The sequence below is a fragment of the Bordetella trematum genome (genome assembly GCF_900078335.1).
In the GTDB taxonomy this organism is placed as follows: domain Bacteria; phylum Pseudomonadota; class Gammaproteobacteria; order Burkholderiales; family Burkholderiaceae_B; genus Bordetella; species Bordetella trematum.
Window position 1 is genome coordinate 52,694 of sequence record NZ_FKBR01000011.1, and the last position, 12,641, is coordinate 65,334.

Sequence of the window (12,641 nt, forward strand, 5' to 3'; positions counted from 1 at the left end):
ATGACATCCGCACTGCATACTGAATTCGGCGATATCGCCGGCCTGCGCACGGCCCTGGCCGAGCGCCGCGTGAGCGCGGTCGAACTGGCCGAGAGCGGCCTGAAAGCCGCCCAGGCGGCCGCCTCCCTGAACGCTTTCCTGCACATCGAGCCCGAGCTGACGCTGGCCCAGGCGCGCGCCGCCGATGCGGCGCTGGCCGCCGGCCAGGCCGGCCCGCTGGCAGGCATTCCCATCGCCCACAAGGACGCCTTCGTCACGCGTGGCTGGCGCAGCACCGCGGGCAGCAAGATGCTGGCCGACTATGTCAGTCCTTTCGACGCGACCGTGGTCGAGCGTCTGCAGGCCGCCGGCGCCGTGTCGCTGGGCAAACTGAACTGCGATGAATTCGCCATGGGCTCGGGCAACGAGAACTCGGCCTTCGGGCCGGTGCGCAATCCCTGGGACACGCGTGCCGTGCCTGGCGGCTCCTCGGGGGGCTCTGCCGCTGCCGTGGCGGCCCGCCTGGTGGCCGCAGCCACCGGCACCGACACCGGCGGCTCGGTGCGCCAGCCGGCCGCCCTGTGCGGCGTGAGCGGCATCAAGCCCACCTACGGCACGGTATCGCGCTACGGCATGATCGCCTTCGGCTCCAGCCTGGACCAGGCCGGCCCGCTGGCCGCCAGCAGCCGCGACCTGCTCGAACTGCTGGACGTCATGAGCGGCTTTGACCCGCGCGACGCCACCAGCCTGGAGCACTGCGACGGCACGGCCAACGCCCCGGGCCGCATCCGCGGCGCCTTCGAGGCGGCCGTCCAGGCCCAGGAACAAGCCGCCAGCCAGCCCCTCAAGGGCCTGCGCATCGGCGTGCCGGCCGAGTACTTCGGCGCCGGCCTGGCCCCCGACGTGGCCGCAGCCGTCGAAGCCGCCCTGCAGCAGTTCGAGGCGCTCGGCGCCGAACGCGTGGCGATCTCGCTGCCGCGCACCGAGCTGGCAATCCCGGCCTACTACGTCATCGCCCCGGCCGAGGCCTCCAGCAACCTGGCCCGCTTCGACGGCGTGCGCTACGGCCATCGCGCCGCGCAGTACGGCGACCTGAACGAGATGATCAGCCGCTCGCGCGCCGAAGGGTTCGGCGACGAGGTCAAGCGCCGCATCCTGACCGGCGCCTACGTGCTGTCCCACGGCTACTACGACGCCTACTACCTGCAGGCCCAGCGCCTGCGCCGCCTGATCGCCCAGGATTTCCAGCGCGCCTTCGCGGGCCAGTGCGACGTGATCATGGGGCCGGTCAGCCCGAGCGTGGCCAAGAACATCGGCGAGAACCGCGACGACCCGACGGCCGACTGGCTGGCCGATATCTACACGCTGGGCGTGAGCCTGGCCGGCCTGCCTGCCATGTCGGTGCCTTGCGGCTTCGGCCACGAAGGCCGCCCGGTGGGCCTGCAGATCATCGGCAATTATTTCGACGAAGGCCGTCTGCTGGCCATCGCCGACCGCTATCAACACGTGACCGACTGGCATCAACGCACGCCGGCAACGCAGGACGCCTGAACCATGGATTGGGAAATCGTCATCGGGCTGGAAACACACGTCCAGCTCTCCACCGAGTCGAAGATCTTCTCCGGCAGCAGCACGCGCTTTGGCGCCGCGCCCAACACGCAGGCCAATGCGGTCGACCTGGCCCTGCCAGGCAGCCTGCCGGTGATGAACCGCGGCGCGGCCGAGCGGGCCATCCTGTTCGGCCTGGCCATCGGCGCCAAGATCGCGCCGCGCTCGGTCTTCGCACGCAAGAATTACTTCTACCCCGACCTGCCCAAGGGCTATCAGATCAGCCAGTACGAGCTGCCGGTGGTGCAGGGCGGCACGCTGTCCTTCTTCGTGGGCGAAGAAGAAAAAACGATCAATCTCACGCGCGCCCACCTCGAAGAAGACGCCGGAAAGTCCTTGCACGATGATTTCGCGCTGGCCAATGGCGCCCCGGCCAGCGGCATCGACCTGAACCGTGCCGGCACGCCGCTGCTGGAGATCGTCACCGAGCCCGAGATGCGCTCGGCGGCCGAGGCGGTCGCCTATGCCCGCGCCCTGCACAGCCTGGTCGTGTGGCTGGGCATCTGCGATGGCAACATGCAGGAAGGCTCCTTCCGCTGCGACGCCAACGTCTCGGTGCGCCCGCGCGGACAGGCCGAGTTCGGCACCCGCGCCGAGATCAAGAACGTCAACTCCTTCCGCTTCCTGGAGCGCGCCATCCTGTTCGAGGCGCGCCGCCAGATCGAGCTCATCGAGGACGGCGGCACGGTGGTGCAGGAAACCCGCCTGTACGATGCCGACCGCGACGAAACGCGCAGCATGCGCAGCAAGGAAGACGCGCACGACTACCGCTATTTCCCCGACCCCGACCTGCCCACGCTGGTGATCGGCCAGGATTGGGTCGATGCCGTGCGCAGCACCATGCCCGAGCTGCCCAGCGCCATGCGCGCGCGTTTCGCCGCCGACTATGGCCTGCCGGCCTATGACGCGGCCCAACTGACCGTCAGCCGCAGCCTGGCTGCCTACTTCGAGGCCGTGGCGCGCGCGCTGCCGGCCGGGCAGGCCAAGCTGGCGGCCAACTGGGTCATGGGCGAATTCACCGCCGCCCTGAACCGCGACGAAAAAGACGTTGCCGACGCGCCGGTGCAGGCCGCCGCGCTGGCCGGGCTCATCAACCGCATCATCGACGGCACCATCTCGAACAAGATCGCCCGCGATGTCTTCAGCGCCATGTGGGCCGGTGAGCAGGGCGGGCAGGCCGACGCCATCATCGAGGCGCGCGGGCTCAAGCAGATCAGCGACAGCGGCGCCATCGGCGCCATGATCGACGAAGTGCTGGCTGCCAACCCTGCCATCGTGGCCGAGTATCGCGCCGGCAAGGAGAAGGCCTTCAACTCGCTGGTCGGCCAGATCATGAAGGCCGCCCGGGGCAAGGCCAACCCGCAGCAGGTCAACGAGCTGCTGCGCGCCAAGCTGGCTTGAGGCCAGGCTTGCCAGCAACAAAAAGGCGGCCCTGGAGGGCCGCCTTTTTGTTTAACCGACGGGTCACGCCGGCGGCGGTCAGACGCCGTATTTTTCGCGATAGGCCTGCACGGCAGGGCCATGTTCGGCGAACTGGCTGTCATTTTGCAGCAACGCCATGATGTCGGCCAGCGAGGCAATGCTGATGACCGGCATGCCGTAGGTCTGGGCCACATCCTGGACGGCCGAGTGCGCCGACAGCGCATCATCGGGACCGGCGCGCTCCATGCGGTCCAGGGCAATCAGTACGGCGGCCGGTTCGGCGCCGGCGGCACGGATGATATCCACCGACTCGCGCACCGAGGTGCCGGCCGTGATGACATCGTCGATGATCACTACCTTGCCTGCCAGCGGCGCGCCGACCAGCGTGCCGCCCTCGCCGTGGTCCTTGGCTTCCTTGCGGTTGTAGGCAAACGGGACGTCGCGCCCACGCCCCTGCGGATGCGAGGCCAGCGCCACCGCCGTGGCGGTCGCCAGCGGGATGCCCTTATAGGCGGGGCCGAACAGCATGTCGAACTGCAGCCCCGAGTTCAGCAGCGCCTGGGCGTAGAACGCGGCCAGCTTGCCGACCGAGCGCCCGGAATTGAACAGACCGGCATTGAAGAAATACGGGCTCATGCGCCCGGACTTGACCTTGAAACTACCAAAGCGCAGCACGCCCTCGTCAAGGGCGAAGCGGACAAAATCAGTGGCGGAAGAGGAAGGCATGCGGAGATTTCCGAAATGGAATGGAAAACCCCGCCATTATCCGCGATCCGTGCCGCCTGCGCCTGCGCCTCAGAGGGAAAAATCGTAGTCGATGGTCAGCGGCGCATGGTCGCTGAAGCGCTGGTCTTTGTAGATCGCGGCCTGGCGCGCCGTCTCGGCCAGTGCGCAGCTGGCGAGGTGGTAATCGATGCGCCAGCCCACGTTCTTGGCCCAGGCCTGCCCCCGGTTGCTCCACCAGGTATAGCCCTCGCCAGTGGCCTCGGGATGGAGCTTGCGGTAGACATCCACCCATTGCAGTTCATCGAGCACCCGCGTGAGCCAAGCGCGTTCTTCGGGCAGAAAACCGCTGTTCTTCAGATTGCCTTTCCAGTTCTTGATGTCGGCTTCCGTGTGAGCAATGTTCCAGTCGCCGCAGATCACGACCTCGCGGCCGCGCGCGATCAGGTCGGCCAGGTGGGCGAAGAAGTGTTCCATGAAATGGTATTTCGCCGTCTGACGGTGATCGCCGCTGGAGCCCGAAGGCAGATAGACCGACACCACCGAGAGTTTGGGATAGACCAGCTCGATGTAGCGGCCTTCGGCGTCGATCTCCGGCACGCCCAGCCCCACGACCACCGACTCCGGCTCATGCGGCGTATAGATCCCGACTCCGCTGTAGCCCTTTTTCTCCGCGTAATGGAAATAGCCCTTGCAAGGAGCCGGTGCCATCATGGCCTCGCTCAGGTTGGCCTCCTGGGCCTTCAGCTCCTGGACACAGACGAAATCAGGTTTCTGTTCGGCCATCCATTCGAAGAAGCCCTTATTGTTGGCCGACCGGATGCCATTCAAATTGGCGGAGATCACTCGCAGCATAAAAATCCAGAAAGCGCGCGCGGCGCATGCGTTGCCGAAGTCGCCACTATATCGGGATCGCCCGGATTGCGGCCCGATAGCCACAAAATAAAAAAGGGACGCACCATGGCGGAAAATATTTTTACGCCACCGAGCCCAGACTCTTCCCTCCCTTGCGCCATAGGGAAAAGCATTGCGGCCCCGCATCTCACCCATCCCCAATAAAATGGGGACGCATAATAAAAAAGGCACTTTCCCCAGGGGAAACGCGAAACTGCCGTCCTGACAATCCTGCCTGGCCTGTCATCAGGGGGAAATCATCATAAATGCGTCCCCATTTATAAGTCCTTGTTTCGCATGGTGTGACCCCGGTTTCACCCTCTGCCGCACTGCGGAAAACCTTCCTACAATCGCGCTCCGGGTCTGTGCTTTTCGTTACGTCGACGCAATGCGTCCCCGGATTTGCACCGATTGCCCGCCCCCGCACTGTTTTGCAGCAATACCCGGAGAACTTTTCCATGCAGTCACTGAACGACTTCCTCGGCAGCATCGCCGCCCGCGATCCCCATCAACCTGAGTACCTGCAGGCGGTCGAGGAGGTCATGACGAGTCTGTGGCCCTTCATCGAAAAGAACCCGCGCTTCGGTCAACAGGCCCTGCTGGAGCGCCTGGTCGAGCCCGAGCGCGTGATTCAGTTCCGTGTCTGCTGGACGGATGACCGCGGCCAGGCCCGGGTCAACCGCGCTTTCCGCATTCAGCACAATTCGGCCATCGGTCCCTTCAAGGGCGGCATGCGCTTTCACCCCAGCGTGAACCTGTCGGTATTGAAGTTCCTGGCCTTTGAGCAGACCTTGAAGAACGCACTGACCACCCTGCCCATGGGCGGCGGCAAGGGCGGCTCGGACTTCGATCCCAAGGGCAAGTCAGAGGGCGAGATCATGCGCTTCTGCCAGGCTCTGATGATCGAACTGTACCGCCACCTGAGCCCGGACACCGATGTCCCGGCAGGCGACATCGGCGTGGGCAGCCGTGAGGTCGGCTATATGGCCGGCATGATGAAGAAACTGTCGAACTCGGCGGCCAGCGTCTTTACCGGCAAGGGCCTGACCTTCGGCGGCAGCCTGATCCGCCCGGAAGCCACCGGCTACGGCACCGTTTATTTCGCCGAGCAGATGCTGCGCCGCGTGAGCATGTCCTTCGAAGGCCTGCGCGTGTCGGTGTCCGGTTCGGGCAACGTGGCCCAGTACGCCATCGAGAAAGCCATGTCGATGGGCGCGCTGGTCGTGACCGCCTCCGACTCCGGCGGCACCGTGGTCGACGATGACGGTTTCACCCCCGAGAAGCTGCACGTGCTCATGCACATCAAGAACGTGCAACGCGGCCGGGTCGAAGACTACGCCCAGCAGATGGGCCTGCGTTTCCTGCCGGGCGCACGCCCCTGGCAGGTGCCGGTGGACGTGGCGCTGCCCTGCGCCACCCAGAATGAGCTGGATGCCGATGACGCCCGCAGCCTGATCGCCAACGGCGTGAAGTGCGTGGCCGAAGGCGCCAACATGCCCGCCACCCTGGCCGCCGCCCAGGCCTTCATCGACGCCCACGTGCTGTATGCGCCCGGCAAGGCCAGCAACGCCGGCGGCGTGGCCGTCTCGGGCCTGGAAATGAGCCAGAACGCAGCCCGCCTGGCCTGGACCCGCGAAGAAGTGGACCAGCGCCTGCGCGCCATCATGTGCGACATCCACGAGAACTGCGTGCGCCATGGCCATGGCGAGTCGGGTTACGTCAACTATGTCGACGGCGCCAACATCGCCGGCTTCGCCAAGGTGGCCGAAGCCATGCTGCAGCAAGGCCTGTACTGACGGAACGCCCCGCGGCGGCTCAGTGCCAGTCGCCGCGGTAGACGAATTTCGGCATCTGCCAATTGAAACGCAGGGCCAGGAGGCGAAAGGCCAGCCCCACCGTCAGCGCCACCGGCACCGCCAGACCGGCCGCATACTGGTCCAGCACCAGATACAGCGCGCCCGTCACCAGCGACACACTGGCATACAGCTCGCGACGGAACAGCAACGGGATGTCATTGCACAGGACATCCCGCAACACCCCCCCGGCGCAGCCGGTGATGCCGCCGCTGATCATCACGATGGAAAGCGGCAAGTCCATCTGCTGGGCGACTTTGCAGCCGATGATGGTGAACGCCACCAGCCCCAGGGCATCCAGCAGCAGAAACAGCTTGCGCAGGTGGCGCAACATGGGCGCGCCCAGCGCGGTCAACAGGGCGGCGCCTGCCGTCATCGCCAGATACTCGGGATGCGCCACCCAGGTCAGCGGGTAATGGCCCAGCAGCACATCGCGCACCGAGCCGCCGCCCAGCGCGGTGACGCAGGCGATCACGCAGACCCCCACCCAATCCATGTCGCGCCGGCCGGCCACCAGGGCTGCCGTCATGGCCTCGGCCACGATGGCGACCAGATACAGCGTATGCAGCAGCAGGGTGGAAGTCTCGGCGGGCATGTCGATCAGGGCAGAAAGGCGGGGACGGCAAAGGCGTCATTGTAGGGGGGAGCAGGGCTTTGCGGACGCCGCGCCCGCCGGCGTTGACGCCAGTCAAGGCCGTGGGGCAGGATAGACGGCAAGATGGCTGTATTCCTGCACAGTAAGTGCCCCCTATGGGCCTGAGAGCCCGCTTGGAGACGATGCATGACCCAATCTTGCGGCCCCATCCTGCTGGCCACCGACCTGAGCGCCCGCAGCGATCGCGCGCTGGACCGCGCGCTGATGCTGGCCCGCCAGTGCGACGCGAACCTGGTGGCGCTGCACGTCATGGAGCCGCCCGGCGCGACGGCCCTGACCACCCCGGCCTGGCGCCGCCTGACCCCGGATCACAAATCGCTGGCCGAACGCCGGCTGGCCGATGACCTGGCCGATGCCGGCGTGCCCACCGAAGCCGTCGTGGTCAACGGCCGGCCGGTCGATGCGATTCTCGATACCGTGGCCCATTTCGGCTGCTCGCTGATCGTCACCGGCGTGGCCAGTGAAACCACGCTGGGCCGGCTGCTGCTGGGCACCACCGTGGAGCGCCTGGCCCGTCAGGCCGCGCAGCCCGTGCTGGTCGTCAAGGCGCGCCCGCGCAAGCCCTACCAGGACGTAGTGATCGCCACCGATTTCTCGGAAGGCTCGCGCCAGGCGCTGCAGGCCGCCCTCAAGGTCGCCCACGACGCCCGCATCACCCTGTTCCATGCCTATACCGTGCCGCCGCAAAGCAAGGACGTGCCGGCCGACGCGCAAACCCGCAGCTTCTACAACGATGCCCTGCAAAAGGCCCAGGCCTTCCTGGCCGGCATCCCCGAACTGGCCGGGCGCGCGCAGCCAGACATCGTGCTGGAGGCGGGCCAGCCCGAGAACCTGCTGTCGGAGTTCGTGTTCCAGCGCCGCTGCGACCTGGTCGTCACCGGCACCCACGGCCTGACCGGCATTCTGCGCACCGCCATCGGCAGCGTGGCCGAGAAGCTGCTCGAGGCCTTGCCCTGCGATGTGCTGATCGTGCGCCAGAACGGCGCACAAGACTGACGAAAAAACGCCCGGGCCTGACCCGGGCGTTTCGCATCAGAAGATGTGGCGGATACCCATGCCTGCGCCCACCTGCGAGCTGCGGCCGGCGATTTCCACTGACGAGGCGTCGTACACCTTGTTGTAGTCCACGGTGCCATAGACCTGGGTGCGCTTGGACAGCGCGTACTCCGCCACGCCCACCAGGGCCAGGCGCTTGCCCTTGTCGCCATCCTTCTGGACGTTCTTGGCACTGTCGAAGTAGGCCGCGCCGGTCAGGCTCCATTGGCCGGTGGCCTTCCAGGTGGCGCCGGCGAAGTAACCGTTATCCTTGCGCTCGAGCCCCTGCGGATTGACGGCGCTGCCCATCACGGCATTGACCCAACCGGTGCGGTCGCGGCCATTGAAGTAGCCGGCAAAGACCTTGACGCTGTCGAACTGGTAGCTGGCGTTCAGGTTCCAGACGCGCTGATGGTAGTCGGCGTTGGTGTCGGAATAGCTCTTCAGGTAGCCGCCGCCGATCGAGAACGGGCCGTCGGTGTAGGCCAACGTACCGCCGAACTGCTTGCCCAGGTTGTGGTCCTTGAAGTCGCTGCCGAAGGCATACGACAGGATGACATCGAAGCCACCCAGCTTGTTGTTGCGGTAGCGCACCGAATCGGAACTGCGCGCACGCGACATCGCCACCGGCAGCCAGGAGTTCTCGGCGTAGTTGCCGACCGTCAGCGGATCATAGGAGTCGGCCAGGATCGTAAAGAGCGGCGTGTCCTGGCGACCCAGCGAGATCGCACCGATATCGCCGCCATCCAGGCCCACATAGGCGTGCCGGTTGAACAAACGGCCTTGATCGGACTCAAGGCCATTCTGCATGTTGAAGCCGCTCTCCAGGCGGAAGAACGCACTCATGCCGTTGCCGAGGTCTTCCACGCCGCGCAAGCCCCAGCGGCTGTTGGAAATGGCGCCGTTTTCCATCGAAACACGGCTGCCCTTGACGCCCGTCGCCCCGCTGCTGGTACTCAGGTAGCGCAGGCTGACGTCGGCGATACCGTAGAGCGTGACGCTGCTTTCGGCATGCAGCGTGGGGGCCAGGCACAAGCCTGCCAGGGCGATGGCATATCGCTTCATGGGGGGTGTCTCCTCGTGTGCGGGCTGGGTCAGCCCTGTTCGTTTTTCCGTCCCCTCGGACGGCCGGCGAGATAGCGCCGTTCGTTACCATATCACCGAAGCCCCATGCCCCCAGTACAGAAAGACCCTCAACCCTGGGCGCCGCCACGCTCAAGCGCATCGATATCGTCGCGCCGATACCACAACAGCAGCAAACCCGGCAGGGCGATCCCCACCGTAACCAGGAAAAACCCGGGCCAGCCCATATAACTGACCAGCACGGGCGTCAGGGGGCCGGCCAGATAGGTACGCCCGACCGCCGAGAAGGCCGACAGCAGGGCGAACTGGGTCGCCGAAAAGGACTGATTGCACAACGCCATGAGCAGCGCCACGAAGGCGGCCGTGCCCAGGCCGCCACACAGGTTCTCCACCCCCACCGCCAGGCCCATGAGCCAGATGCTTTTGGGCGCCACGGCGATCAGCCAATAGCCCAGATTGGAGACCGCCTGCAGCAGGCCGAAGACCATCAGCGAACGGTACAGGCCCCAGCGGTTCATGAGGACCCCGCCGGCCAGCGCCCCCACGATGGTGGCAGCCAGGCCGAGGATCTTGTTGACGGTGCCCACATCGGTAGCGCTGAACCCCGCGCCCCGGATCAGGAAGGTCGTCGACAAGGCGCCGGCGAACGCATCACCCAGCTTGTAGAGCACGATCAGCAGCAGCAGCGTGAGCGCGCCGCGCCGGCCGAAGAACTCGCGAAACGGCTCCATCACGGCGCTGCCCAGGTTGCGCGGCGCGGCCACCGGCCGCTCCGGCTCGGGGGCCCACAAGGTGCCGGCCACCCCGGCCAGCATCAGCACCCCCATCAGGACGTAGGTCGGCCCCCAGCCCAGCCAGCGGTCGGCCAGCACGAGGGCCAGCCCCCCCGAGGCGATCATGGCGAGCCGGTAACCCAGCACCTTCACGGCCGCGCCGGCGCCCCGCTCGTTCTTGTGCAGGACATCGGTGGAGTAGGCATCGAAGGCAATGTCCTGGGTGGCCGACAGGAACGCCACCAGCACCGCCAGCAGGGCCAGCGGCAGCAGCGACTGCCCGGGCGAGAAGGCGCCCATGGCCATGATGCTGATGGCCAGCAGGAGCTGCGTCAGCAGCATCCAGCCCCGTCGCCGCCCCAGCAGCGGCGGCGCATAGCGGTCGATCAGGGGGGCCCAGAGAAACTTGAAGGTATAGGCGCTGCCGATCAGGGTCAGAAAGCCGATCTGCTGCAGGCTCACGCCCTCGACGGTCGCCCAGGCCTGCAGCGTGCCGCTGATCAGGGCCAGGGGCAGCCCGCTGGCGAAACCCAGCACCAGCAATGGCGCCACGCGACGGCTGTAATAAACACGATAGCTATCGGAGGCGATGATGATTCTCCTGGCGTGGCCCGTCGGGGGCCGGATTGCGGCAATCGGGCATCTTACTACCCGCGCTTCCCCGCCTAGGCTTCGAAACGATACAAGGCCAGGGTGCTACGCCAACTCGGGAAAAGCTTTACTTCCTGCGCCTCGTTGAAGGTCGCCCGCTCGAGGATGCGGACCTGCACATCGCGCGCCAGATCCTCGAAATCGCGCAGCGTGCACAGGTGGATGTTGGGCGTGTTGTACCACTGGTAAGGCATCTGCCCGGTCACCGGCATGCGACCGCGCAAAATGGACCAGCCGTGCGGCCAATAGCCGAAGTTGGGGAAGGACACCACTCCGAAGCGCGCCACCCGGGCCATTTCGCGCAGGATGTGTTCGGTATGGTGCATCGACTGCAGGGTCTGGGACAGCACCACCGTGTCGAACTGCTTGTCATCGAACAGCGCCAGACCGTCCTCCAGGTTCTGCTGGATCACCTCGACGCCGCGTTGCACGCAGGCGATCACATGGGCGTCGCTGATTTCCACGCCCGCGCCGCGCACCTGGCGATAATCGCGCAGATAGGCCAGCAATGCGCCATCGCCGCAGCCCAGGTCGAGCACCCGCGAGCCGGGCGCGATCCAGCTGGCGATACGTTCAAGGTCGGGGCGCAGCGACGGGGCGCCCAAGGGGGAGTTCATGCCTGCGCCTCCTGCGCGCTGCCCGCCTCAAGCAGACCGAGGCTGCGCGCAATGCGTTGGTAATAGGCTCGGACCACTGCGTGGTAGCGCGAGTCCTCCAGGAGAAAGGCATCGTGGCCGTGCGGCGCGTCGATTTCGGCGTAGGTCACGGGGCTGCCGTTCTTGAGCAGGGCGCGCACGATCTCGCGCGAGCGCTCCGGCGGAAAGCGCCAGTCGGTGCTGAAGGACACCAGCAGGAAGTCCGCGCTGGCCGGCGCCAGGGCTCGCGCGAGGTCGCCGCCCGTGCCGCGCGCCGGGTCGAAATAGTCCAGCGCGCGGGTGATCAGCAGATAGGTGTTGGCGTCGAAAAAGCGCGAGAACTTCTCGCCCTGGTAGCGTAGATAGGACTCAACCTCGAACTCCACGTCGTAGCCATAGCGATAGGCGCCATTCTCGGCGGGCTCACGCTGGGTGCGGCCGAATTTCTCGGCCATGTCGTCGTCGGAAAGGTAGGTGATGTGGCCGATCATGCGGGCCACGGCCAGGCCGCGGCGCGGCACGGTGCCATGGGCGTAGTAGTCGCCGCCGTGGAAGTCCGGGTCGGTGATGATGGCGCGCCGCGCCACTTCATTGAAGCCGATATTCTGCGCCGACAGGCGCGGGGTGCTGGCAATCACCACGCAGTGCGCCACGCGTTCGGGCAGCGTGAGCGACCAGCTCAGGGCCTGCATCCCGCCCAGGGAGCCGCCCATCACGGCGGCAAAACGGTCGATGCCGAAATGATCGGCCACGCGCGCCTGCGCCCTGACCCAATCCTCCACCGTCAGGACGGGGAAGGCCGCGCCCCAGGGCGCGCCGGTCTGGGGATTGATGCTGGCCGGGCCGGTCGAACCGAAGCAGGACCCCAGGTTGTTCACCCCGATGACGAAAAACACATTGGTGTCCACCGGCTTGCCGGGGCCGACCATGTTGTCCCACCAGCCGACGTCCTTGGGGTTGTCGGCCGCCACGCCCGCCACGTGATGCGAGGCGTTCAGGGCGTGGCAGATGAGCACGGCATTGCTGCGCTCGGCGTTGAGCGTGCCGTAGGTTTCCACGGCAAGCTCGTAGCCCTCGAGCGACTGGCCATTGGCCAGGGGCAGGGGCTCATCGAAGCGCAGGAATACGGGAGCGACGACGCCGACGGACTGCGGCGCTGCGGAAGAATGCGACCCGACAGGGGCCGCAGCAATAGCTGAGCTGGTCATCCAGACCTCTTTAGCGGGATTTATAAGGGGCGCCCGCAAGCGGATCAGGCAAATCGGCGCCGACAATGAAATGCAAAAGCGAGGCACATTCTAGCACCGCGCCGGGCCGGGCCCCAAGCCGG

11 protein-coding genes and 1 riboswitch are annotated in these 12,641 nt (G+C 66.3%); of the genes, 4 read left to right on the top strand and 7 right to left on the bottom strand.

Annotation, left to right across the window (positions count from 1 at the left end):
• Positions 1 to 1,530 (top strand): Asp-tRNA(Asn)/Glu-tRNA(Gln) amidotransferase subunit GatA, encoded by a 1,530-nt coding sequence (gene gatA / locus A7V84_RS04395; protein WP_033534945.1) that lies wholly within the window; start codon positions 1 to 3, stop codon positions 1,528 to 1,530.
• A 3-nt stretch (positions 1,531 to 1,533) separates the two neighbouring features.
• Complete coding sequence (gene gatB, locus A7V84_RS04400) at positions 1,534 to 2,988, top strand: Asp-tRNA(Asn)/Glu-tRNA(Gln) amidotransferase subunit GatB (protein WP_033534944.1); 1,455 nt, start codon at positions 1,534 to 1,536, stop codon at positions 2,986 to 2,988.
• A 78-nt stretch (positions 2,989 to 3,066) separates the two neighbouring features.
• Here the strand turns inward: gatB and pyrE are convergent, their stop codons facing one another.
• Together pyrE and A7V84_RS04410 are read right to left on the bottom strand one after the other, a co-directional pair.
• Positions 3,067 to 3,735 carry an orotate phosphoribosyltransferase gene (gene pyrE / locus A7V84_RS04405; RefSeq protein WP_025515245.1) on the bottom strand — a complete coding sequence of 223 codons (669 nt, stop codon included), beginning with the start codon at positions 3,733 to 3,735 and terminating at the stop codon, positions 3,067 to 3,069.
• A 69-nt stretch (positions 3,736 to 3,804) separates the two neighbouring features.
• Complete coding sequence (locus A7V84_RS04410; protein ID WP_063491615.1) at positions 3,805 to 4,587, bottom strand: exodeoxyribonuclease III; 783 nt, start codon at positions 4,585 to 4,587, stop codon at positions 3,805 to 3,807.
• 497 nt (positions 4,588 to 5,084) lie between these two features.
• On the opposite strand from A7V84_RS04410, the gene gdhA reads away from it, so the two are divergent.
• Complete coding sequence (gdhA, locus tag A7V84_RS04415) at positions 5,085 to 6,422, top strand: NADP-specific glutamate dehydrogenase (RefSeq protein ID WP_063491616.1); 1,338 nt, start codon at positions 5,085 to 5,087, stop codon at positions 6,420 to 6,422.
• Between the two features lie 19 nt (positions 6,423 to 6,441).
• Here gdhA and A7V84_RS04420 read toward each other — a convergent pair whose 3' ends face one another.
• Positions 6,442 to 7,074, bottom strand: coding sequence for a trimeric intracellular cation channel family protein (locus tag A7V84_RS04420; protein ID WP_025515239.1), 633 nt, complete (start codon positions 7,072 to 7,074; stop codon positions 6,442 to 6,444).
• Between the two features lie 186 nt (positions 7,075 to 7,260).
• Here A7V84_RS04420 and A7V84_RS04425 point away from each other — a divergent pair, with 186 nt between their 5' ends.
• Entirely contained in the window at positions 7,261 to 8,130 is an 870-nt protein-coding gene (locus A7V84_RS04425) for a universal stress protein (RefSeq protein ID WP_025515237.1), read from the top strand.
• Positions 8,131 to 8,166: 36 nt separating this feature from the next.
• Here A7V84_RS04425 and A7V84_RS04430 read toward each other — a convergent pair whose 3' ends face one another.
• From A7V84_RS04430 to metX, 4 genes are all read right to left on the bottom strand, one after another.
• Positions 8,167 to 9,234 (bottom strand): porin, encoded by a 1,068-nt coding sequence (locus A7V84_RS04430; RefSeq protein ID WP_025515235.1) that lies wholly within the window; start codon positions 9,232 to 9,234, stop codon positions 8,167 to 8,169.
• Between the two features lie 128 nt (positions 9,235 to 9,362).
• Positions 9,363 to 10,619, bottom strand: coding sequence for a muropeptide transporter (locus A7V84_RS04435; protein WP_033534943.1), 1,257 nt, complete (start codon positions 10,617 to 10,619; stop codon positions 9,363 to 9,365).
• Between the two features lie 71 nt (positions 10,620 to 10,690).
• Complete coding sequence (metW, locus tag A7V84_RS04440; protein ID WP_025515232.1) at positions 10,691 to 11,293, bottom strand: methionine biosynthesis protein MetW; 603 nt, start codon at positions 11,291 to 11,293, stop codon at positions 10,691 to 10,693.
• Positions 11,290 to 12,519, bottom strand: a complete 1,230-nt coding sequence (gene metX / locus A7V84_RS04445) for a homoserine O-succinyltransferase MetX (protein WP_051348243.1) — start codon at positions 12,517 to 12,519, stop codon at positions 11,290 to 11,292. The genes metW and metX overlap by 4 nt, the downstream gene beginning before the upstream one ends.
• Positions 12,509 to 12,589: riboswitch (SAM riboswitch) on the bottom strand. Its footprint overlaps the gene before it by 11 nt.
• Positions 12,590 to 12,641 lie beyond the last annotated feature (52 nt).